Origin of the sequence: Streptomyces sp. NPDC058086 (assembly GCF_042885015.1) — a bacterium.
GTDB lineage: Bacteria > Actinomycetota > Actinomycetes > Streptomycetales > Streptomycetaceae > Streptomyces.
This window is the reverse complement of the sequence record NZ_JBHVST010000007.1, coordinates 20,542-42,132: the sequence shown is the minus strand read 5'-3', so window position 1 is coordinate 42,132 and position 21,591 is coordinate 20,542. Positions and strand designations below refer to the sequence as shown.

The 21,591-nt window shown below is 71.0% G+C and carries 18 protein-coding genes and 1 pseudogene; 11 read left to right on the top strand and 8 right to left on the bottom strand.

Going from position 1 to position 21,591, the window contains the following annotated elements; translation table 11 throughout:
* Positions 1–8: 8 nt before the first annotated feature.
* Positions 9–983: an FAD-dependent oxidoreductase gene (locus tag ACFVWD_RS07535; protein WP_389594399.1), complete on the bottom strand. Its 975-nt coding sequence runs from the start codon at positions 981–983 to the stop codon at positions 9–11.
* A 66-nt stretch (positions 984–1,049) separates the two neighbouring features.
* On the opposite strand from ACFVWD_RS07535, the gene ACFVWD_RS07530 reads away from it, so the two are divergent.
* Both ACFVWD_RS07530 and ACFVWD_RS07525 read left to right on the top strand, forming a co-directional pair.
* Positions 1,050–2,075: an oxidoreductase gene (locus ACFVWD_RS07530; RefSeq protein WP_389594398.1), complete on the top strand. Its 1,026-nt coding sequence runs from the start codon at positions 1,050–1,052 to the stop codon at positions 2,073–2,075.
* 85 nt (positions 2,076–2,160) lie between these two features.
* Positions 2,161–3,801 (top strand): ABC-F family ATP-binding cassette domain-containing protein, encoded by a 1,641-nt coding sequence (locus tag ACFVWD_RS07525; protein WP_389594397.1) that lies wholly within the window; start codon positions 2,161–2,163, stop codon positions 3,799–3,801.
* Positions 3,802–4,458: 657 nt separating this feature from the next.
* On the opposite strand, the gene ACFVWD_RS07520 is transcribed toward ACFVWD_RS07525, so the two are convergent.
* Positions 4,459–6,855 (bottom strand): Tex family protein, encoded by a 2,397-nt coding sequence (locus ACFVWD_RS07520; protein WP_389594396.1) that lies wholly within the window; start codon positions 6,853–6,855, stop codon positions 4,459–4,461.
* Positions 6,856–6,943: 88 nt separating this feature from the next.
* Positions 6,944–7,810, bottom strand: a complete 867-nt coding sequence (locus tag ACFVWD_RS07515) for a hypothetical protein (RefSeq protein WP_389594395.1) — start codon at positions 7,808–7,810, stop codon at positions 6,944–6,946.
* A 145-nt stretch (positions 7,811–7,955) separates the two neighbouring features.
* On the opposite strand from ACFVWD_RS07515, the gene ACFVWD_RS07510 reads away from it, so the two are divergent.
* Positions 7,956–8,909 carry a GlxA family transcriptional regulator gene (locus tag ACFVWD_RS07510; RefSeq protein WP_389594394.1) on the top strand — a complete coding sequence of 318 codons (954 nt, stop codon included), beginning with the start codon at positions 7,956–7,958 and terminating at the stop codon, positions 8,907–8,909.
* A gap of 50 nt (positions 8,910–8,959) precedes the next feature.
* Entirely contained in the window at positions 8,960–9,595 is a 636-nt protein-coding gene (locus tag ACFVWD_RS07505; RefSeq protein WP_389594393.1) for a DJ-1/PfpI family protein, read from the top strand.
* Here ACFVWD_RS07505 and ACFVWD_RS07500 read toward each other — a convergent pair.
* On the bottom strand, positions 9,585–10,436 hold the full coding sequence (locus ACFVWD_RS07500; protein ID WP_389594392.1) for an enoyl-CoA hydratase-related protein: 852 nt from the start codon (positions 10,434–10,436) through the stop codon (positions 9,585–9,587). The two genes, ACFVWD_RS07505 and ACFVWD_RS07500, sit on opposite strands and share 11 nt — an antisense overlap.
* Before the next feature lie 66 nt (positions 10,437–10,502).
* Here ACFVWD_RS07500 and ACFVWD_RS07495 point away from each other — a divergent pair, with 66 nt between their 5' ends.
* Positions 10,503–11,087: an HdeD family acid-resistance protein gene (locus ACFVWD_RS07495; protein ID WP_389594391.1), complete on the top strand. Its 585-nt coding sequence runs from the start codon at positions 10,503–10,505 to the stop codon at positions 11,085–11,087.
* A 222-nt stretch (positions 11,088–11,309) separates the two neighbouring features.
* A complete protein-coding gene (locus ACFVWD_RS07490) occupies positions 11,310–11,816 on the top strand; it encodes an ATP-binding protein (RefSeq protein WP_389594540.1) in 507 nt (168 codons plus the stop codon).
* Positions 11,817–11,849: 33 nt separating this feature from the next.
* Here ACFVWD_RS07490 and idi read toward each other — a convergent pair whose 3' ends face one another.
* The 4 genes and pseudogenes from idi to galE form a co-directional block, all read right to left on the bottom strand.
* Positions 11,850–12,443 (bottom strand): isopentenyl-diphosphate Delta-isomerase, encoded by a 594-nt coding sequence (gene idi / locus ACFVWD_RS07485; protein ID WP_168513696.1) that lies wholly within the window; start codon positions 12,441–12,443, stop codon positions 11,850–11,852.
* Positions 12,444–12,818: 375 nt separating this feature from the next.
* Positions 12,819–13,571, bottom strand: a pseudogene (locus ACFVWD_RS07480) (class I SAM-dependent methyltransferase); the annotation flags it as partial.
* Positions 13,572–13,882: 311 nt separating this feature from the next.
* Complete coding sequence (locus ACFVWD_RS07475; RefSeq protein ID WP_389594390.1) at positions 13,883–14,821, bottom strand: cation diffusion facilitator family transporter; 939 nt, start codon at positions 14,819–14,821, stop codon at positions 13,883–13,885.
* 137 nt (positions 14,822–14,958) lie between these two features.
* The gene (gene galE / locus ACFVWD_RS07470; protein ID WP_389594389.1) at positions 14,959–15,936 is read right to left on the bottom strand and encodes a UDP-glucose 4-epimerase GalE; all 978 of its coding nucleotides are present in this window, start codon (positions 15,934–15,936) and stop codon (positions 14,959–14,961) included.
* Positions 15,937–16,295: 359 nt separating this feature from the next.
* On the opposite strand from galE, the gene ACFVWD_RS07465 reads away from it, so the two are divergent.
* The 5 genes from ACFVWD_RS07465 to ACFVWD_RS07445 are packed head-to-tail and all read left to right on the top strand — an operon-like array spanning position 16,296 to position 21,525.
* Entirely contained in the window at positions 16,296–18,089 is a 1,794-nt protein-coding gene (locus tag ACFVWD_RS07465) for a DUF5941 domain-containing protein (protein ID WP_389594539.1), read from the top strand.
* Complete coding sequence (locus tag ACFVWD_RS07460; RefSeq protein ID WP_382119286.1) at positions 18,086–18,838, top strand: sugar phosphate nucleotidyltransferase; 753 nt, start codon at positions 18,086–18,088, stop codon at positions 18,836–18,838. The genes ACFVWD_RS07465 and ACFVWD_RS07460 overlap by 4 nt, the downstream gene beginning before the upstream one ends.
* Positions 18,826–19,887 carry an iron-containing alcohol dehydrogenase family protein gene (locus ACFVWD_RS07455; RefSeq protein ID WP_389594388.1) on the top strand — a complete coding sequence of 354 codons (1,062 nt, stop codon included), beginning with the start codon at positions 18,826–18,828 and terminating at the stop codon, positions 19,885–19,887. The genes ACFVWD_RS07460 and ACFVWD_RS07455 overlap by 13 nt, the downstream gene beginning before the upstream one ends.
* On the top strand, positions 19,865–20,644 hold the full coding sequence (locus tag ACFVWD_RS07450; RefSeq protein ID WP_168513706.1) for a CDP-alcohol phosphatidyltransferase family protein: 780 nt from the start codon (positions 19,865–19,867) through the stop codon (positions 20,642–20,644). Before ACFVWD_RS07455 ends, ACFVWD_RS07450 begins: the two co-directional genes overlap by 23 nt.
* Before the next feature lie 8 nt (positions 20,645–20,652).
* Positions 20,653–21,525: a glycosyltransferase family 2 protein gene (locus ACFVWD_RS07445; protein ID WP_389594538.1), complete on the top strand. Its 873-nt coding sequence runs from the start codon at positions 20,653–20,655 to the stop codon at positions 21,523–21,525.
* Positions 21,526–21,591: the final 66 nt, after the last annotated feature.

Below are 21,591 nucleotides of genomic sequence, written 5' to 3'. Positions count from 1 at the left end.
TGACAACCTCAAGGGCGCACGGCGGCCGGTTCCTCGCCCAGCGCGAGCCCGGCCGCCTCCCGCGCACAGCCCCAGGCCACCGTGACGCCCGCGCCGCCGTGGCCGTAGTGGTGCACCAACACCCGCCCGTCCGGAAGTACTTCACGCTCCAGCCGGACCGTGTCACGCACCGGCCGCAGCCCCACCCGATGGCCGAGCACGCGCGCCCCGGCGATCTCCGGCCGCAGCGCCGCACACCGTTCGACGATCGCCCCTGCCGCCGCCGGATCCGGCGTGAGCGACCAGTCGTCCTGGTCGGTCGTGCCACCCAGCACGAGCCGGTCCGGGTGCGGGAAGACATAGGTGGTCGTCCCGGCGTACGAGTCCGTCGACACGAGCCAGGTGCGGATCCCGGGGTTCTCCACGATCACGAGCTGCCCGCGCACGGGCCGTACGGCCGGATCCGGTACGAGCGTGTGGGCGCCAAGTCCCGTGCAGTTGACGACGACCGGCGCCTCGACCTCCGCGAGATCCGTCACTGTCCGTGTCTCGATCGTCCCGCCCGCCCGCAGGAACCGCTCGCGCAGCCACCGCAGATGCACCGGCATGTCGATCAACGGCAGCCGCGCCCACAGCCCCGTACCCGCGTACTCCTCGGCCGTCGCCGCACGCAGCCCCGGCACCCGGGCGGCCCACGGCTCCAGCTCGTCCAGTCGCGTCTCGCCCTGTACACCCTCGACCACGCGTACGCCCGTCTCCTGGGGCCGGGCCGCCAACTCCTCGTACACGGAGAGTGATTGAAGAGCCCATTCGCCCGCGAGCGCCTTCGGCCGGATGCGGTACGGCCACCACAGCGCGCCGGCGACGGCCGAGGTGGTCAGCTCGCCGGGCTCCCGCGCCCACACCCGTACCCGGCTGCCGCGCTCGGCCAGGACGACCGCCGTCGTCAACCCGATGACACCGCTTCCGACCACGATCACGTCACCGCTGCGCGCGTTGTCCATGGCGGGACGTTAGCGGAATATGTCATGCCGTGCTCACATCACTCCCAGTCTGGGGATACTCACAGCATGTCTGCCGAGTACGCGACCTTCGGCCTGGCACCGGCGATGCGTGCCGGTGGAGTCCTCGCCAACGGTGACTACCAAGTGCACCGGGACTTCGTCGACTTCATCGTCGACGGCCGCCCGCTGCTGTACCAGCTCTCCGACCTCGACGCGGTGTCCCCGCTCGCCTCCGACGTACCACCCGCCATCTTCACCGCCCAGGTCCGAAGCCTCCTCCTGGAGGCCGAGGCTCCGCTCGACGACGGCCGCTACGTGATCTACGGCTGTCCCGAGTGCGAGGGCATCGAATGCGGTGCCGTGACCGCCGTCATCGAGAAGGACGACTCCACCGACGACTACGTGTGGCGCGACTTCGCCTGGCAGACCGGCGAACACGCCGATCTGGAACTCAACGGCTACCACGGGATAGGGCCGTTCCGCTTCCAGGGCGCCGAGTACCGCAGCGCCCTGAACTCGCTGCTCCTCGGCGACACCGGGGCGCGCCGCCGGGTCCTGCTCATCGGCGCCCGGGTCGCCGTGCTCGCCAAGCTCGCCGCCGCCCTGCGCTCCATCGGCATCGGCGCCGACATCACCCGCGACGCCACCGACGTCCCGGCCGAGGAACTCCGCGGGTACGGCGCCGTGGCCTTCGGGCGGGCCATCGGCGAACAGGAGCGCGCGGCCGTACGGCGGTCCTTCGAGCGGGCCGGGGTCGAGGTCGCCTACGTCGACGGCCTGGCCCCCGTCGTCCCGCTCCTCGTCGCCCAGATCGAGCACGCCCTGGACCGCAGTCCCCACGAGCTGCGCCGCCTCACCCGCCTGGTCGCCGCCGACGGCGAGGCGGGCATCGAGGTCACCTCCACCTGCCGGGTCCAGATCACCGCGTACCGCCTCGACCGGCTGTACCGCACGCACGCGCAGGAGGTCTTCGACGGGATTCTGGAGGCGGGCAGACACCGGATCGCCCTGGACACCAAGGCCGTGAAGGGGGAGTCCTTCCTCGTGGCGCGGACCTCGGGGAGCGTGCTGGTGGAGGCGATGGCCCACTGAGCGGGCCACATGGAACAGGGGGTGCGGCCCCGCAGGGAAACGGGGGCGCAGCCGGGGCGGCCGGGCCGTTAGGATCGGCCTCCTGATGACTGCCACTCTCGTCGCCAAGAACCTCGCCGCCGGACACGGCGACCGCTCGCTCTTCTCCGGGCTCGACCTCGTGGTCGCGCCCGGCGATGTGATCGGACTCGTCGGTGCCAACGGCGCGGGCAAGTCCACCCTGCTGCGGATGCTCGCCGGACTGCTCACGCCCGAGGAGGGGGAGCTGCGGCTGTCCCCGCCGTCGGCGACCGTCGGGCATCTGCCGCAGGAGCCGGAGCGGCGGGAGGGCGAGAGCGTCCGGGAGTTTCTGGCCCGGCGCACCGGTGTGGCCGAGGCCCAGCGCGTGATGGACGAGGCGACGCAGGCACTCGTCGACGGCGCGCCGGGCGCGGACGACGCGTACGCGGAGAGCCTGGAACGCTGGCTCGACCTCGGCGGCGCCGACCTCGACGAGCGCGCCGAGGAGGTCGCCGACACCCTCGGGCTCGGCGTCGACCTCGACCAGCCGATGACGTCGCTGTCCGGCGGCCAGGCGGCCCGCGCCGGACTGGCCTCCCTGCTCCTGTCCCGCTACGACGTCTTCCTGCTCGACGAGCCCACCAACGACCTGGACCTGGAGGGCCTGGAGCGGCTCGAACGCTTCGTCTCCGGGCTGCGCGCGGGCACCGTCGTCGTCAGCCACGACCGTGAGTTCCTGACCCGCACGGTCACCAAGGTGCTCGAACTCGACCTCGCCCAGCAGCAGATCACCCTCTACGGCGGCGGCTACGAGGCCTACCTGGAGGAGCGCGACACCGCCCGTCGGCACGCCCGCGACGACTACGAGGAGTACGCCGACAAGCGCTCCGCCCTCGAAGGCCGCGCCCAGATGCAGCGCTCCTGGATGGACAAGGGCGTGAAGAACGCCCGGCGCAAGGCGAACAACGACAACGACAAGATCGGCCGCAAGTTCCGCAGCGAGGCCAGCGAGAAGCAGGCGTCCAAGGCCCGGCAGACCCAGCGCATGATCGAGCGCCTGGACGTCGTCGACGAGCCGCGCAAGGAGTGGGAGCTGCGGATGGAGATCGCGGCCGCTCCGCGCTCCGGCGCCGTCGTCGTCACCCTGCGTGACGCCGAGGTACGGCGCGGCGACTTCACCTTGGGCCCCGCGACCCTCCAGATCGACTGGGCGGACCGGGTCGCCGTCACGGGCGCCAACGGCGCGGGCAAGTCGACCCTGCTCGGCGCCCTGCTCGGCCGGGTCCCGCTGGACGCCGGTCACGCGACCCTCGGCTCAGGCGTCGTCGTCGGCGAGGTCGACCAGGCCCGCAAACTCTTCCACGGCTCCGAGTCCCTGCTCGACGCGTTCAGCGCCGCCGTCCCCGACACCGAACCGGCCGAGGTCCGCACCCTGCTGGCCAAGTTCGGCCTCAAGGCGGAACACGTCCTGCGCCCTGCGGCCACCCTCTCCCCGGGCGAGCGCACCCGCTCGGCCCTCGCCCTCCTCCAGGGCCGTGGCGTCAACCTCCTCGTCCTCGACGAGCCGACCAACCACCTCGACCTGCCCGCGATCGAACAGCTGGAGTCGGCGCTCGACTCGTACGAGGGCACCCTGCTGCTCGTGACCCACGACCGCCGCATGCTCGACGCGGTCCACACCACGCGCCGGCTGGAAGTGGCGGCGGGCAAGGTGACCGAACGCTGATCCAGGCCGTGGCCATCCGGCGCGCCATCGTGGGGTAGTCGACGACGTACCGTTCCTCTGGACTGAGCAGGAGTGAGTCTGCTCAGCCGCACGCCCCGAACGGTCTCGGGCACACTGGTCCCCGGCGTACTCAACCCCGGGGCAGCGACACGCATCCTGTGCGTGGTCCGTTCCCGGGAGGTCGGTTCCCTGCGCGATCTGGCCCTATGGGTACGGCCAGAGGCGGCGGGGAGGCCCTGAACCATCACTCTGGTGGAGCGGGGGCCCCACGCGCTGGCGCCGTACCCGGCGTGTCCAGATCGCACAGCCACGCCACCCCGGATGGCCCAGGGTGCCGCAAGCCCGGAAGTCGACCATCACACGATCGAGCTAACACGACCTCATATACGCTCCTCGGCGAGCAGTTGCCAGACGTCGCGACGGCACGCCCGGTCGCCCGCAACGAACGGGCGCCGGACGCGATCCAGGAGGTCTCGAGCCCCTTGCTCTCCGCGACTTCCCAGGTGAGGACGCGCGAGCCGACCATACGGACACTTTGAGGAGCGGGGCTCGTGCAGCGCCCCGTCAGGGGACCGGGGCTGTGACTTTTGTGCGGCTGGGCCGCGAGGGCGCGACCAGCCACGAATCACCCGCAGTTCCCCACGCACTTTCAGTCGCTCAGCGCCTGCCCTTCTTGGGATCGACAAGCCCCGCGCGCCGCAGCGCGTCGGCCATCGCACTGTTGGCCGGCGGCGGAGCGGCCTGCCGCGAACCGCCGCCACCGCCTCCGCCCGCCCCACTCCGCGGCTGACGCTGCTGCTGGCGCTGCTGCGGAGGCCGTCCACCTCGCTGCGGACGCCCACCCCCACCCTGCTGGTCCGACGCAGTCGCCTCGTCGTCGAGCCGCAGCGTGAGAGAGATCCGCTTGCGCGGGATGTCGATCTCGAGCACCTTCACCTTGACGATGTCACCCGGCTTGACCACATCGCGCGGGTCCTTCACGAACGTCTTCGACATCGCCGAGACATGCACCAGACCGTCCTGGTGGACGCCGATGTCCACGAAGGCCCCGAACGCGGCCACATTCGTGACGACCCCTTCGAGCACCATCCCGGAGGCCAGGTCGGAGATCTTCTCGACGCCCTCCTTGAAGGTGGCCGTCTTGAAGGCGGGTCGCGGGTCGCGCCCGGGCTTCTCCAGCTCCTTCAGGATGTCCGTGACGGTCGGCAGACCGAACGTCTCGTCCACGAAGTCGGTCGGCCTGAGTGAGCGCAGCACACCGGTGTTGCCGATCAGGGAGGCGACCTCGTTGCCCGCCGTCTTCACCATCCGCCGCACCACGGGGTACGCCTCCGGGTGCACGCTGGAGGCGTCCAGCGGATCGTCCCCGCCCCGGATGCGCAGGAAGCCCGCGCACTGCTCGTACGCCTTCGGGCCGAGCCGGGCCACGTTCTTGAGGGTGGTACGGGACGTGAAGGGGCCGTTGGCGTCACGGTGCGCCACGATGTTCTCCGCGAGCCCGGAGGTGATGCCGGAGACGCGGGCGAGCAGCGGGGCGGAGGCCGTGTTCACGTCCACGCCCACGCCGTTCACACAGTCCTCGACCACCGTGTCCAGGGACCGGGAGAGCTTCACCTCGGACAGGTCGTGCTGGTACTGCCCGACGCCGATGGACTTCGGGTCGATCTTCACCAGCTCGGCCAGCGGGTCCTGGAGGCGGCGCGCGATGGAGACGGCGCCGCGCAGTGACACGTCCATGTCGGGCAGCTCCTGCGAGGCGAACGCCGACGCCGAGTACACCGACGCCCCCGCCTCGGACACCATCACCTTGGTGAGGTTCAACTCCGGGTGTTTGGTGATGAGTTCACCGGCGAGCTTGTCGGTCTCGCGGGACGCCGTGCCGTTGCCGATCGCGATCAGTTCGACCGCGTGCTCCTTGGCGAGGCGGGCGAGCTTGGCGATGGCCTCGTCCCACTTGTTGGCCGGGACGTGCGGGTAGATGACATCCGTCGCCACGACCTTGCCGGTCGCGTCGACCACGGCGACCTTGACACCCGTACGGAAACCGGGGTCGAGGCCCAGCGTCGCGCGCGTGCCCGCCGGGGCGGCGAGCAGCAGGTCCCGCAGGTTCGCCGCGAAGACGTTCACCGCCTCGTCCTCGGCGGCCGTGCGCAGCCGAAGCCGCAGGTCGATGCCGAGGTGCACGAGGATGCGGGTGCGCCAGGCCCAGCGGACCGTGTCCGTGAGCCACTTGTCGCCGGGACGACCGCGGTCGGCGATCTGGAAGTGATGGGCGACGATCCCCTCGTACGAGGAGGGACCGGGCTGTTCGGAGGGCTCCTCGGGCTCCAGGACGAGGTCGAGGACCTCCTCCTTCTCACCGCGCAGCATGGCGAGGATGCGGTGCGAGGGCAGCTCCTTGAAGGGCTCGGCGAAGTCGAAGTAGTCGGCGAACTTGGCGCCCGCCTCCTCCTTGCCGTCCCGCACCTTGGCGGCCAGGCGCCCGCGCACCCACATGCGCTCGCGCAGCTCGCCGATCAGGTCGGCGTCCTCCGAGAACCGCTCCGTGAGGATCGACCGGGCGCCGTCCAGCGCGGCCTGCGGGTCGGCGACGCCCTTGTCGGCGTCGACGAAGGCCGTCGCGGCGGCGAGCGGGTCGACCGACGGGTCGCCGAGCAGGCCCTCGGCCAGCGGCTCCAGGCCCGCCTCGCGCGCGATCTGCGCCTTCGTGCGCCGCTTCGGCTTGAACGGCAGATAGATGTCCTCGAGCCGCGCCTTCGTCTCGGCGCCCCGGATCTGCGCCTCGACCTCCTCGGTGAGCTTGCCCTGCTCGCGCACCGATTCGAGGATCGCCGTGCGCCGCTCCTCCAGCTCCCGCAGATAGCGCAGCCGCTCCTCGAGGGTGCGCAGCTGCGCATCGTCGAGCATCTCGGTCGCTTCCTTGCGGTAGCGGGCGATGAAGGGCACAGTCGACCCGCCGTCGAGCAAGTCGACGGCGGCCTTGACCTGCCGCTCCCGTACGCCGAGCTCCTCGGCGATCCTGCCTTCGATGGACCCTACGAGGGGTGTCGTCACGATCCCGTACCGCCTTCTCCACAGAGGTTGCGCGGCAATTGTGGCAGGTGACACCGACAACGGGGGATCAGGGCGCCGATCGGCGCTGTCAGTCCTTGCCGGTCATGCCCTCGGGGAACGCGCCGGCCGCCAGCGCCCGCATCAGGATGCCCCGCGCCAGCTCGGTGAGGCGCTCCACTCCCGCGGCGCCCAGATGCTCGTACGGGGCACGGTCCAGCCGGTCCGTGCGGTCCTCGATCTCCTGGCGCAAGGCCACCCCCGCCTCGGTCAACTCGCCCTCCGCGTCGAGCAGTCCGCGCTCGCGCAGCCGTTCGACCGCCGCGTCCCAGTGCGCCCGCGACCAGCCGCGCGTGCCCAGTGCCCACTTCGGGGCCATGCCCTTGCCGGTCGCGGTGTGGCTCACCAGGGCCTCGACCGGATCGAGTTCCGCGTCGAGCAGCGCCGCGAGGTGACCGTCGCCCCGGTGCTCGCGCAGCAGCGTGGCGCCGTGCCAGAGGGCGAGGTGCGGCGCGTCGGGCACGGGCAGGTCGGCGTGCGCCGCGTACAGCGGACGCGCGGTCCTGGTGCAGGCCTCCGCGGCCCGAAGGGCGAGCTCCGCGGCCTCGGCGACCTCCTTGGAGGCGAGGACGTCCTCGCCGAGGAGCCGTCGCCAGGTCGCGTCGACGGCACGCGCGCGTGCCGCGAGGACGGTCGCCGGGGACGCCTTCTCCCACACCTCGGGCACATGCCGGGCCACCAGCTCGTGGCGGAAGTTGTAGAACGTCGCCGTCACCGTGCCGGGACCCACCGGCCCCATGGCGGCGGCCCGTACGGCGAAGTACGCGCCTTTGCTGTCCTCGATCCCGATGGCGGCCAGCTCTCGGCCCAGGTCCGGCGAGAAGTAGTGCGTCGAGTGCAGCGGGTTGAGGACGTTGTGGCAGCGCCGCCCGGCGCGCTCCGGCAGAGATGTGGTCATGCCCGAAGGTTACCGACTAGTCGGTACGCCGGGAAGGCGGGAGGGGCGATGGGGTGATGGCAGGAAAGGTGCGGGAGGCGCGATGGCAGGAAAGGTGGGGTACTCGTCATTGCGGCCATCACCCGGCCCGCCAAGAATCGAGACCATGCGAACCGTTCTGGTCGTCCTCTTCGACGACGTGCAGAGCCTCGACGTCACGGGCCCCGTGGAGGTCTTCGCGGGCGCCGAGGCCTTCCGCGGCGGCTCGTACCGCATCCACACCGCCTCCCTGGACGGCGCACCCGTGCGTACCACCAGCGGCCTCACCCTCGTCCCGGACCACACCCTCGCCGACGCGCCAGTCCCGCACACCCTGCTGGTCCCGGGCGGCCGGGGCACCCGGCGCCCCGACCCCCGGCTGACCGACTGGCTGCGCGCGCACGGGCCGCGCGCCGAGCGCCTGGTCTCCGTCTGCACCGGCGCCATCCCGCTCGCCGAGGCGGGCCTGCTGGACGGCCGTCGCGCGACGACCCACTGGGCGTACTGCGACAAGCTCGCCCGCGACCACCCGGCCATTGAGGTCGACCCCGACCCCATCTACGTGCGGGACGGACAGGTGTCCACCTCGGCCGGCGTCACCTCCGGCATCGACCTCGCCCTCGCGCTCGTGGAGGAGGACCTCGGCCGCGAGGTCGCCCTGACGGTCGCCCGCCACCTCGTCGTCTTCCTGCGCCGCCCGGGCAACCAGGCCCAGTTCAGCGCCCAGCTGGCCGCGCAGACGGCGCGGCGCGAACCGCTCCGCGAGGTCCAGCAGTGGATCACCGAGCACCCCGGCGACGACCTGTCCGTCGAGTCGCTCGCCGCCCGCGCCCGGCTCTCGCCCCGGCATTTCGCCCGCGCCTTCCAGACCGAGACGGGCATGACCCCGGGCCGGTACGTCGACCGCGTCCGTCTCGAGCACGCCCGGCGCCTCCTGGAGGACACCGCCGACGGAGTCGAGGGGATCTCCCGCGACTGCGGCTACGGCACCCCAGAGGCGATGCGCCGTGCCTTCGTGAAGGCGCTCGGCACGGCACCGGCGGAGTACCGGCGCCGCTTCCGCCCCGCCCCGACCCGTTGACCGGCCCGCACCTGACGCCCCTGCCCCACCCACCCGTGGAAAGGAACCCGATGCAGATCGCCATCGTCCTCTTCGACCGCTTCACCGCCCTGGACGCCGTGGGACCCTACGAGACCCTCGGCCGCCTGCCCGACGCGGAGACCGTCTTCGTCGCGGAGCACACCGGCCCCGTCCGCAACGAGAGCGGCAACCTGGCCCTGACCGCAGACAGGACCCTGGCGGAGGTGCCGCACCCGGACATCGTCGTGGTCCCCGGCGGACCCGGCCAGACCCCGCAGATGGAGAACGCGGTCCTGCTGGACTGGCTGCAAGCCGCGGACGCCACGAGCACCTGGACGACCTCCGTGTGCACCGGCTCCCTGCTGCTGGCCGCCGCCGGGCTGCTCGAGGGCCGCCGGGCCACCTCGCACTGGCTGGCCCTCGACCACCTCAAGCGGTTCGGTGCCGAGCCGACCGGGGAGCGGGTCGTGTTCGACGGAAAGTACGTCACCGCGGCCGGTGTGTCGTCCGGCATCGACATGGGGCTCGCCCTGCTCGGACGGATCGCGGGCGACGAACACGCACAGGCCGTACAACTGCTGACGGAGTACGACCCGCAGCCGCCCTACGACGCCGGGTCACCCCAGAAGGCTCCTGCACATCTGGTGGCGGAGTTCCGGGCGAAGAGCCGCTTCATCATGGAGTAGTCGCGGTGGACGACGGAGCGGTCCTGGTGGACGACGGAGCGGTCTTGGTGGACGACGGAGCGGTCGTGGTGGCCGGCCGGCTGGTTGCGGTGGACGCCGGCGTGGTCCAGGTGAAGCGCGGTGGACGGCGCTCCAGGAACGCGGCGACGCCCTCCGCGGTGTCGTCGCTCCCGCGCGCCTGCTCGGCCCAGTACGCGTCCCGGTCGGTCCGCCCATTGGCGAATTCCTTGGCGGACGCCTGCGTCAGCAGCGACCTCGCGGCCAGGACGCGGCTGAACTCCCCGACTCGCTTGCCGAGTTCGCCCTCGGGCAGCACCTCGTCCACCAGACCCGTGCGCAGCGCCCGTTCGGTGTCGATCAGCTCGCCCGAGAACAGCAGGTACTTGGCGGTCGCCGGACCCACCAGCGACACCAGCCGCCGGGTGGCCGAGGCGGCGTAGACGATCCCCAGCTTCGCCGGCGTCACTCCGAACTGCGCGCCCTCCTCCGCGAACCGCAGATCGCAGGCCGCCGCGAGCTGGGATCCGCCGCCGACGCAGTACCCGCGGATCGCCGCGAGCGTCGGCTTGGGGAACGCGGCGAGCGTCTCCTCGGCGTTCACGGCGAGCCCTTGCGCCTCGTCCGAGGAGCCCCGCAGCGTCGAGATGTCGGCCCCCGCGCAGAAGGTGCCGCCCTCGCCGGTGAGCACCAGTACACGGACGTCCGGGTCGGCCGCGAGCCCGTCGAGCAGGGGCGGCAGCGCCCTCCACATGTCGGCCGTCATGGCGTTGCGCTTGGCCGGGTGGTGAATGACGACGGTGGCGACCCCGTCGCCGACGCTGTGCAGCAGCTGCGGCTCCATATGCCGGATGCTATCCGCAACCCTCGAACGTACGATCAAGAAGGGGCCGGGCGCGAGGAGGCGCTGATGGCCAGGACCAAGGACAGGGCGCCGAACGACGCGACCACGAAACTGAACCGCGGCTTCAGCTGGACCGCCGCGTTCGGCGTGATCCTGGTGATCGCGGGGCTCGTCGGGCTCGTTTACACGGGCGTCGCGACCCTGACCTCGATGATCCTGTTCGGCTGGCTGCTGCTGATCGGCGGAGCGGTCGGACTGTTGCACGCTGTTCAGGCCCGCGGCACCAACTTCTTCTGGCTCGGGGTGGTGGTCGCGGCCCTGAACATCGCGGCCGGAGTGGTGGTGATCCGCCGCCCGGACGCCGCGGCCGAGGCGCTCACCATGTTCGCTGCCCTGCTGTTCCTGACCGGCGGGGTGTTCCGGGTGGTCGGCAGCCTCGTGGTGCGCGGTGCGCAGTTCGGCTGGACGCTCCTGCAGGGCGTCTTCGGCCTGCTCCTCGGCATCCTGGTGCTGGACAACTGGCCGAGCAGCAGCAAGTACGTGATCGGCTGCTTCTTCTCGCTCGCGCTGCTCTTCGACGGGCTGGGCCTGATCGCCACCGGCTTCGGCGGGCGGCGCATCGTACATCTGGTCTCGGGGCGCGGCCGCTGACGGACGAATCGGGCGAGCCCGGCGCCCAACCCGTACAACCCGAATAGTTCTCGAAGCAGACACCACACGGACAGGAGCGGTCGCGCGGCCGGACCGTGCCATGCGTCAACGGTCAGAAGCGGTCGATAGTCGCTGACTTCTGTTCAGGGATGCGGTCCGGACCAGCGCGTTACCAACACTCGACGTGTGGTGACAATCGAGCGCAAGGGTGGCGACCGGACGATGGAGAACCACGGGCGGGGGTTCGACTCCCGCCCTGAAGGCGCCGGGGATGTGCCTCCCGATCGGAGACCGCCGGGTCCGCTGCCGTACGAGGGGGTGTGGCGGTTCACCGCTCCCGCCATCGACGCCTCGGTTCCGCAGGCACGACACGCCGTTCGTGACCTGCTCTTCCGTCAGCAAGTGCCCGTCTCGGAGGACCTCGTCCACGGGCTTTTGCTGATCGTCTCCGAACTGGTCACGAACGCCGTACGGCACGCGGCACTGCTCTCCCCGATGCTCGCCGTGGAGGTGGCCGTAGGAGCCGAGTGGGTGCGGGTCTCGGTCGAGGACAACCACCCCTACCGTCCCACCGCCCTGGAGGCCGACCACGGCCAGACCGGCGGCCGTGGGCTGCTGCTGGTGCGGGAGGTCGCCAGGGAGTCGGGCGGGGTGTGCGACGTCGAGCACACGGCGAGTGGCGGCAAGGTGATCTGGGCCGCCCTGCCGCTCACTGTGAGCATCGTCTAGCACCCTCGGGGAGTCTTCGCGCAGACGGGTCCGTCACCAGCCGGCGGACGGGCCCGTCAGCTCTCTGATCGCCGGGCGGGCCGCGTCCAGGACCGTCATGAACCACGCCGAGAAGGGGTCCTTCGCGTGCCGCTCCATGAGTTCGGCGGCGGTCACGAACGCGGTGTCCCCGACCTCCTCCGGATCGGGGCGCAGCGAAGACTGCACCATGCCGACGAAGAGGTGGTTGTACTCCTGCTCCACCAGGCCCGACTCCGGGTCCGGGTGGTTGTAGCGGACCGTGCCCGCCTCCGCGAGCAGCGAGGGCGAGACGCCGAGCTCCTCGTATGTCCGCCGGGCCGCCGCCGCGAAGGGCGCCTCGGCGGGGTAGGGGTGGCCGCAGCAGGTGTTGGACCACACACCGGGGGAGTGGTACTTGCCCAGGGCGCGCTGCTGGAGCAGCAGCCTGCCGTGCTCGTCGAAGAGGAACACGGAGAAGGCCCGGTGCAGCTGTCCCGGTGGCTGATGGGCGGCGAGCTTCTCCGCCGTGCCGATCGTGTTGCCGTCCTCGTCGACCAACTCGAGCAAGATCGCTTCAACGGTGCCGTTCGACGAACTGTGCGTCGCGGTGGCAGGTGTGATCGGCATACCCATCCTTCGCATCGGTCTTCAAGCCCCAAGTCTGCCGTACGAAACCGGCACTCCCGGCACTTCGCGGCTCCCCGCATGTCCCGCTCCGGGGGCCCGGAGCGGGACACGCGGCCGACGTCTGTCAGTCACCGAAAGCGGCCGGACACTTGATCGTGCCCGGTGCCACGGACGGGGAACCGTCCAGGACAGGGGCCATCAGATGTTCGCCGGGACCCCCGGAGGCGGTGCCCGTCCGGCCCCGTCGAACCCGGGCCGGATGCCGTAGTCCGCGGCCGGTTCATCGCGGTGCGCGGCGCACCCGCCGTACGGCGACGGACGCAGGCGCCGACGCGGGCACCGGGCGGACGGGAGGCGTCAGTCGCCGACGGCGACCGGACGCAGGACATAGCCCACGTAGCCGTACTCCCTCCCGTGTTCGCGGCGCATGGCGATCTCCCTCCGGGCACCCGCCACCGCCTCGGCCATGCCGGGCCTGGTGACATCGGCCACGTCGGCGTGGACGCCGAGCGCGTCGTAGTACTCGTCCCAGTCGGACTCCGGCTGGAGGTACACCCCCAGTACGGAGTACCCGGCGTCGCGCGCGACCCGGGTGTCCTGGTCGGTCGTGCGCAACGAGTCGTCCTCCCAGAACGCGCGGGCCTGGTCGGACGGCGTGTCGGTGGTCCACACACAGTGGGTGAGGACCAGCGTGCCGCCGGGGGCGAGCAGCCGCCGCCAGCGGCGCAGGGCGGTGTCGAAACCGATCAGATAGGCCGAGCCCTCGGCCCAGAGCAGGTCGAACGAGCCGTCGGGGTGGGCGAGCTCCCCCATGTCCCCGTGGACGGTGTCGATCGAGGCGGTCAGCCCCCGGGCCTCGGCGGCCGTCCGCAGTTCGTCGAGGAACGGTTCGTGCAGGTCGACGGCCGTCACCTCGGCCGCGGCCTCGGCGGCCAGGAGCAGCGCCGAGCGGCCGGGGCCGCAGCCCAGGTCGAGCACGCGGGGACGGACGGGCAGCGGGCCCGCGAGTGAGAGCAGGTGACGGGTGGTGGCGTCGGATCCGGGGCCCTGCCGGGGCAGTCGGTGATGCAGGGTGAAGAAGGCCTCGTGGAGGGCATTGCGGTCGGACGAGTCGTGATGCTTTGACAACGTGGGAAACCTTTGGATGCGGGGGCCCGGGCCGCCGCGTACGCCGCTCGGCGTGGGTCAGCCGTGGACCCGGAGGATGGGGACGCACCTGTCGCCGCGCACAGCGGCACCGAACGCGACAGTCATCAACCCACCTCTTCCTCGGATCTCCGGCCACGCTAGCACCGGAGGCGCCGGCCACGCCCGCGAATTAAGAGCCCCCCGGCTCGAAAGTCTTTCGAGAGCCCGCCGGGTCAAGAGCCTCTTGAGAGTCCGCCGGATCAGGAGCCCCTTGGAGGCTCGCTGGGTCAGGAGCTTCCTGATGGAGCCCTTCAGTGGCAGAGCTTCGCCTCGTGCTCCGCGTGCCCGCTCGGTTCCAGCTGGAAGGTGCAGTGCTCCACGTCGAAGTGGTGGCCCAGACAGCCCTGGAGCTCGTGGAGCATCTTTTCGTGGCCGATGGCGTTCAGGACGTCGGAGCTGACGACCACATGGGCGGAGAGGACCGGCATGCCCGACGTGATGGTCCAGGCGTGCAGGTCGTGCACGTCCTCGACGCCTGGCAGGGCCAGGATGTGGGTGCGCACCTCCGCCATGTCGACGTTCTTGGGCGCGGCCTCCAGCAGCACGTCGAGCGTCTCGTGGAGCAGCTTCCAGGTGCGCGGGACGATCATGATGCTGATGAGGATCGAGGCGATCGGGTCGGCCGCCTGCCAGCCGGTGGTCGTGATCACCACGGCGGAGATGATCACCGCCACCGAACCCAGCGCGTCCGCCACCACTTCCAGGAAGGCGCCGCGCACGTTCAGGCTGTCCTTCTGGCCGCGCAGCAGCAGCGTGAGCGAGATCGTGTTCGCGACCAGACCGATCAACCCGAAGACGATGGTCAGACCGCCCTCGGTGTCGGCGGGCGTCACGAAGCGCTGGATCGCCTCGTACAGGACGTAGCCGCCGACGACGAGCAGCAGCAGACAGTTGGCGAGCGCGGCGAGGATCTCGGCCCGCGCGTAGCCGAACGTGCGGTTGCCGCTGGGCGGGCGGTTGGCGAAGTGGATCGCGAGCAGTGCCATGCCCAGTCCCACCGCGTCCGTCGCCATGTGTGCCGCGTCGGCGACGAGTGCGAGGGAATCGGCCATGAGGCCGCCGACGATCTCGACCACCATCACGGTGAGCGTGATCGACAGCGCGACCCGCAGCCTCCCGCGGTACGCGGCTGCCGCCGTGCCGCTGGTGGGCGCGCCGTGGGCGTGCCCGTGATCGTGTCCAGCCCCCATGGAAGCCGCCTCCTGTGCTCTGCCTGGGACCACAGTGAACTACGGGCGGGGGGTATCGGGCAACGCGGCATTGAACACCGTTGTCATATGCTCTGACCTGCGGAAACGATCTGCAGGTCAGAGCACACTCAAGATCGTTAATCCTGTGCCCGGGGGTGATGCAGCACCCACCCCTGCCACGCCGACTCCACCATCTCCCGGACCCCGCGCCGCGCGCTCCAGTCGAGTTCCCGCGCGGCCAGGTCGGCCGAGGCGACCGCGCGCGGCGCGTCCCCGGGTCGGCGCGGCTCGACGACCGGCCGCCGGGTGTCCCCGCTGACCTCGCCGATCAACGTGAGCAGTTCACGCACCGATACCCCTTCCCCGCGGCCGATGTTCACCGTGAGGTCGCCCGTCGCGCCGCCGGCCAGCCGCCGGGCCGCCGCGAGGTGTGCCTCGGCGAGGTCGGCGACGTGGATGTAGTCACGGACGCAGGTGCCGTCCGGCGTCGGGTAGTCGTCGCCGAAGATCCGCGGGGCCTCGTCGCGGGTGAGGCGGTCGAAGACCATCGGGATCACGTTGAACACGCCGGTGTCGGCCAGCTCGGGCGTGGCCGCACCCGCCACGTTGAAGTAGCGCAGGCACACGGTCGCGATGCCGTGGGTCCGGCCCGCCGCGCGGACCAGCCACTCCCCGGCGAGCTTCGTCTCGCCGTACGGGCTCATCGGCGCACAGGGGGTGTCCTCCGTGATGAGATCCACATCCGGGTTGCCGTAGACGGCGGCCGAGGAGGAGAAGACGAAGCGCTTGACGCCGGCCCCGGCGACCGCCTCCAGGAGCGTCGCGAGCCCGCCCACGTTCTCCTGGTAGTAGCGCGTCGGCTGGGCAACGGACTCGCCGACCTGCTTGCGCGCGGCGAGATGCACCACGCCCGTCACCGAGTGCTCCGCGAGGACCCGCTTGAGCAGGTCCCCGTCCAGTGACGAGCCCTGCACCAGCGGAATGCTCTCCGGAAGCCGGTTCGGAACCCCGGCCGAGAGGTCGTCGAGGGCGACGACGCGCTCCCCGGCCTCCGCCATCGCCCGCGCCACGTGTGCCCCGATGTATCCGGCCCCGCCTGTGATCAGCCATGTCATGGACGACCACCCTATGTCGGTCCGCCGCCGGTCGCTCCGGTGCCGGCCGCCGATCCGACCGTCCTGCCCCACTACGTAATGGTCCGGAAGGTGTCGTGATCAATGACGCAAATAGCGCGTTCTGCGAGTGCGGGTTTGTGACACGGCCCCCGGATCACCGATGATGATCGCGGCGGAGGCGGTACGCAGACGTGGTTGATCGCGCAGTGAACGGGCGATGAACGCCCGCTTCTCATCATCCGATAGCCTCTGCCGACATGCCGCCCAGCGGCCTGAGCCCCCTCGGGCCTGGGGCCGGGGCCTTCCCATCACGTACACGCCCGGCGCGAGGCCGCGTCGGCACTCAGGGAGTGAGTTCGCTGTCGACCGCCATCCTCACCGGCCAGCCGGTCCCCGGATCGTCGCTCGAGGGCGATCTGCGGTCGCTCGGCTTCGACGTGCGGCTCGCCGGCGAAGCCGGTGACGCCGAGGCACTGCTGGCCGCCGTACCGGCGGACCAGCGGGTCGCCGTCGTCGACGCCCGCTTCGTGGGGCACCTGCACGCACTGCGCCTCGGCCTCACGGACCCGCGCTTCGCGGCCTCCGCGCTGCCCGGCGCCGTATCGGTGCAGCCCGAGGCCCGCCGCGCGCTGACCCGTGCCGTGGCCCGTGAGAGCTCCGCCTCCGGCGGCCTCGCCATCGCCACCGACAACCTCGCCGAGCGGCTCACCGCGGCCCTCGACGCGGACGGCGTCGCCGTGTTCCGCCCCGAGCTCGGCACGCTCGTCGCCGCGGTCCCCACCGACCCGCAGGAGCGCAACGAGGCCCGGCAGGCCGTCTCCGCCGTGGACGACGAGGCCGTACGCCTGCGCAGCGCGGTGAAGGCCCGCGACGGCTTCTTCACCACGTACTGCATCAGCCCGTACTCGCGCTACATCGCCCGCTGGTGCGCCCGCCGCGGCCTGACCCCGAACCAGGTCACCACCGCCTCCCTGCTCACCGCGCTGATCGCCGCGGGCTGCGCCGCCACCGGCACCCGCGCCGGATTCGCCGCGGCCGGGCTGCTGCTGCTGTTCTCCTTCGTCCTGGACTGCACGGACGGGCAGCTCGCCCGCTACTCGCTCCAGTACTCGACGCTCGGCGCCTGGCTGGACGCGACCTTCGACCGTGCCAAGGAGTACGCCTACTACGCGGGTCTCGCCCTCGGAGCCGCCCGCGGCGGCGACGACGTATGGGCCCTCGCGCTCGGCGCGATGATCCTCCAGACCTGCCGGCACGTCGTGGACTTCTCCTTCAACGAGGCGAACCACGACGCCACCGCCAACACCAGCCCCACCGCCGCCCTCTCGGACAAGCTCGACAGCGTCGGCTGGACGGTCTGGGTGCGCCGGATGATAGTCCTGCCCATCGGTGAACGATGGGCGATGATCGCCGTCCTCACGGCGCTGACGACCCCCCGCATCACCTTCTACGCGCTGCTCGTCGGCTGCGCGTTCGCCGCGACGTACACCACGGCGGGCCGCGTACTGCGCTCGCTCACCCGCAAGGCCCGGCGCACGGACCGGGCGGCGCAGGCGCTGGCGGATCTCGCGGACAGCGGACCGCTCGTCGAACTGCTGGTGCGCTTCGCGCGCGGCACGGTCCGTATCGCGGCGCCCGTCAGTGCCGCCGTCGGCGGCGTCCTCGTGGTGACCTCGGCCCTGCTCTGGGGCGCGGGCTGGCAGACCGTCCTGTGCGCCGTCGGCTACGTGCTCCTGTCCGCTCTCGCCGTCGTCCGCCCCCTCAAGGGCGCCCTCGACTGGCTGGTGCCCCCCTTCTTCCGCGCCGCCGAATACCTCACCGTTCTGGTACTGGCGGCCAAAGCAGATGTGAACGGAGCGCTTCCCGCGGCTTTCGGCCTGGTGGCCGCCGTCGCCTACCATCACTACGACACGGTGTACCGCATCCGCGGCAACGCCGGAGCCCCCCCGCACTGGCTGGTGCGGGCGATCGGCGGGCACGAAGGCAGGACGCTGCTGGTCACCGTCCTGGCCGCGCTGCTCACCGCGGCACAGTTCAAGGTCGCGCTCACGGCGCTCGCCGTGGCCGTGGCGCTGCTGGTGCTCGTCGAGAGCATCCGCTTCTGGGTGTCCTCCGGGGCCCCCGCCGTACACGATGAAGGAGAACCCGCATGATCGGCCTTGTGCTGGCGGCCGGCGCCGGACGGCGTCTGCGTCCCTACACCGACAGCCTCCCAAAGGCTCTCGTGCCGGTGGGCCCCGCGGGCATGGAGGACAGCATCACGGTCCTGGACCTGACCCTCGGCAACTTCGCCGAGATCGGTCTGACCGAGGTCGGGATCATCGTCGGCTACCGCAAGGAAGCCGTGTACGACCGCAAGGACGCCCTGGAGGCCAAGTACGGCCTCAAGATCACCCTCATCGACAACGACAAGGCCGAGGAGTGGAACAACGCCTACTCCCTGTGGTGCGGCCGTGACGCTCTCAAGGACGGTGTGATCCTCGCCAACGGCGACACCGTGCACCCGGTCTCCGTCGAGAAGACGCTGCTGGCTGCCCGCGGCGACGGCAAGCGCATCATCCTCGCCCTCGACACGGTGAAGAAGCTCGCCGACGAGGAGATGAAGGTCGTCGTGGACCCCGACAAGGGCGTCCGGAAGATCACCAAGCTGATGGAGCCCACCGAGGCCACCGGCGAGTACATCGGCGTCACCCTCATCGAGGGCGACGCCGCCGCCGACCTGGCCGACGCCCTGAAGACGGTGTGGGAGACGGACCCGCAGCAGTTCTACGAGCACGGCTACCAGGAGCTCGTCAACCGCGGCTTCAAGATCGACGTGGCGCCGATCGGGGACGTCAAGTGGGTCGAGATCGACAACCACGACGACCTCGCCAAGGGACGGGAGATCGCGTGCCAGTACTGACAAGGCTCATTCCCTCGCCGGTCGTCGTCGACATCCGCCCGGGTGCCCTGGACGACCTGGCGAGCGTGCTCTCCGACCAGCGGATCTCGCACTCCGGGAAGCTGGCCGTCGCGGTGAGCAACGGCTCCGGCGCGAGGCTGCGCGAGCGGATCGCCCCGGCCCTGCCCGGCGCCACCTGGTACGAGGTCGGCGGCGGCACCCTCGACGACGCGATCCAGCTGGCCGGTGCCATCAAGGCCGGCCACTACGACGCGGTCGTGGGCCTGGGCGGCGGCAAGATCATCGACTGCGCGAAGTTCGCCGCGGCGCGCGTCGGGCTCCCGCTGGTCGCCGTGCCCACCAACCTCGCGCACGACGGCCTGTGCTCGCCCGTCGCGACCCTCGACAACGACGCGGGCCGCGGCTCCTACGGTGTGCCGAACCCGATCGCGGTCGTCATCGACCTCGATGTGATCCGTGAGGCACCGGCGCGCTTCGTGCGAGCCGGCATCGGCGACGCGATCTCCAACATCAACTCGATCGCGGACTGGGAACTCTCCAACCGCGTCAACGGCGAAAAGATCGACGGCCTCGCCTCCGCGATGGCCCGCCAGGCCGGCGAGGCGGTGCTCCGGCACCCGGGCGGCATCGGGGACAACGACTTCCTTCAGGTGCTGGCCGAGGCGCTGGTCCTCACCGGCATCGCGATGTCGATCTCGGGCGACTCACGGCCCGCCTCGGGCTCCTGCCACGAGATCAACCACGCCTTCGACCTCCTCTTCCCCAAGCGCGCGGCGAGCCACGGCGAGCAGTGCGGTCTGGGCGCCGCCTTCGCGATGTACCTGCGGGGGGCGCACGAGGAGTCGGCGTACATGGCCGAGGTGCTGCACCGGCACGGGCTGCCGGTACTGCCCGAGGAGATCGGGTTCACCGTGGACGAGTTCGTGCAGGCCGTGGAGTTCGCTCCACAGACCCGGCCGGGCCGCTACACGATCCTCGAACACCTCGACCTGAAACCCAACCAGATCAAGGACATCTACTCCGACTATGCCAAGGCCATCAGTAGCTGAACTCCGCCCCGTCGTTCATCCCGCAGGGGTGAAGGACCGGCGCAGCGGTGAGCATTGGGCGGGACGCCTCTACATGCGAGAGATCTCGCTGCGCTGCGACCGCTACCTGGTGAACACCAGGATCACGCCCAACCAGCTCACGTACCTGATGACTGTCTGCGGCGTGCTCGCTGCCCCGGCCTTGCTGGTGCCGGGGATCCCGGGCGCCGTGCTCGGCGTGATCATGGTCCAGCTCTATCTGCTGCTCGACTGCGTCGACGGTGAGATAGCGCGCTGGAAGAAGCAGTTCTCGCTCGGCGGGGTCTACCTGGACCGGGTCGGTGCCTATCTGACCGACGCCGCGGTACTCGTCGGCTTCGGCCTGCGCGCCGCCGATCCCTGGGGTTCCGGGCGGATCGACTGGCTCTGGGCCTTCCTCGGCACCCTGGCGGCCCTCGGCGCGATCCTGATCAAGGCCGAGACCGACCTCGTCGGCGTCGCCCGCCACCAGGGCGGGCTGCCGCCGGTCAAGGAGTCGGCGTCCGAGCCGCGCTCGTCCGGTATGGCGCTGGCCCGCAAGGCCGCCGCCGCGCTGAAGTTCCACCGGCTGGTCCTCGGGATCGAGGCATCGCTGCTGATCCTGGTGCTGGCCATCGTGGACTCGGTGCGCGGGGACCTGTTCTTCACCCGCCTCGGCGTCGCGGTCCTGGCCGGCATCGCCATCCTCCAGACCGTGCTGCACCTCGTCTCCATCCTCGCCTCCAGCAGGCTGAAGTGAGTACGGCGATGAAGGTCGGCGCGGTCATCATCACCATGGGCAACCGCCCCGACGAACTCCGAGCCCTGCTGGACTCCGTCGCCAAGCAGGACGGCGACCGGGTCGAGGTGGTCGTGGTCGGCAACGGCTCGCCCGTCCCGGACGTCCCCGACGGCGTGCGCACCGTCGAGCTGCCCGAGAACCTCGGCATACCCGGCGGTCGCAACGTGGGCATCGAGGCCTTCGGCCCCGGTGGCACGGACGTCGACGTCCTGCTCTTTCTCGACGACGACGGCTTCCTCGCCACCCACGACACCGCCGAGCTGTGCCGCCTGGCCTTCGAGGCCGACCCGGAGCTCGGCATCATCAGCTTCCGGATCGCGGACCCCGAGACCAAGGAGACCCAGCGCCGCCACGTACCGCGGCTGCGCGCCTCCGACCCGATGCGCTCCTCGCGCGTGACCACCTTCCTCGGCGGCGCCAACGCGGTCCGTACGAAGGTCTTCGCCGAGGTCGGCGGACTTCCGGACGAGTTCTTCTACGCCCATGAGGAAACCGACCTGGCATGGCGGGCTCTCGACGCGGGCTGGATGATCGACTACCGGTCCGACATGGTGCTGTACCACCCCACGACCGCCCCGTCTCGGCACGCGGTCTACCACCGCATGGTGGCCCGCAACCGCGTCTGGCTCGCGCGCCGAAACCTTCCCGCGCCGCTCGTCCCCGTCTACCTCGGCGTCTGGATGCTCCTGACCCTGGCCCGCCGTCCCTCGGGACCTGCCCTGAAGGCGTGGTTCGGCGGTTTCAAGGAGGGCTGGACCAGTTCCTGCGGGCCCCGGCGTCCCATGAAGTGGCGTACCGTGTGGCGGCTGACCCGCCTCGGTCGTCCTCCTGTCATCTGACAAGCGGCCACGCGATCTGACAAGCTCGTTCCCGGGAGCACGTTCGCCGTACTCCGGTCCCGTGCC

Coding starts and splice junctions, on each gene's coding strand:
- ACFVWD_RS07515 (WP_389594395.1), bottom strand. CDS start 7,810: ATGACCACATCTCTGCCGGAGCGCGCCGGGCGGCGCTGCCACAACGTC.
- ACFVWD_RS07460 (WP_382119286.1), top strand. CDS start 18,086: ATGATCGGCCTTGTGCTGGCGGCCGGCGCCGGACGGCGTCTGCGTCCC.
- ACFVWD_RS07445 (WP_389594538.1), top strand. CDS start 20,653: ATGAAGGTCGGCGCGGTCATCATCACCATGGGCAACCGCCCCGACGAA.
- idi (WP_168513696.1), bottom strand. CDS start 12,443: ATGCCGATCACACCTGCCACCGCGACGCACAGTTCGTCGAACGGCACC.
- galE (WP_389594389.1), bottom strand. CDS start 15,936: ATGACATGGCTGATCACAGGCGGGGCCGGATACATCGGGGCACACGTG.
- ACFVWD_RS07490 (WP_389594540.1), top strand. CDS start 11,310: ATGGAGAACCACGGGCGGGGGTTCGACTCCCGCCCTGAAGGCGCCGGG.
- ACFVWD_RS07450 (WP_168513706.1), top strand. CDS start 19,865: ATGCCAAGGCCATCAGTAGCTGAACTCCGCCCCGTCGTTCATCCCGCA.
- ACFVWD_RS07530 (WP_389594398.1), top strand. CDS start 1,050: ATGTCTGCCGAGTACGCGACCTTCGGCCTGGCACCGGCGATGCGTGCC.
- ACFVWD_RS07475 (WP_389594390.1), bottom strand. CDS start 14,821: ATGGGGGCTGGACACGATCACGGGCACGCCCACGGCGCGCCCACCAGC.
- ACFVWD_RS07500 (WP_389594392.1), bottom strand. CDS start 10,436: ATGGAGCCGCAGCTGCTGCACAGCGTCGGCGACGGGGTCGCCACCGTC.
- ACFVWD_RS07510 (WP_389594394.1), top strand. CDS start 7,956: ATGCGAACCGTTCTGGTCGTCCTCTTCGACGACGTGCAGAGCCTCGAC.
- ACFVWD_RS07525 (WP_389594397.1), top strand. CDS start 2,161: ATGACTGCCACTCTCGTCGCCAAGAACCTCGCCGCCGGACACGGCGAC.
- ACFVWD_RS07495 (WP_389594391.1), top strand. CDS start 10,503: ATGGCCAGGACCAAGGACAGGGCGCCGAACGACGCGACCACGAAACTG.
- ACFVWD_RS07505 (WP_389594393.1), top strand. CDS start 8,960: ATGCAGATCGCCATCGTCCTCTTCGACCGCTTCACCGCCCTGGACGCC.
- ACFVWD_RS07535 (WP_389594399.1), bottom strand. CDS start 983: ATGGACAACGCGCGCAGCGGTGACGTGATCGTGGTCGGAAGCGGTGTC.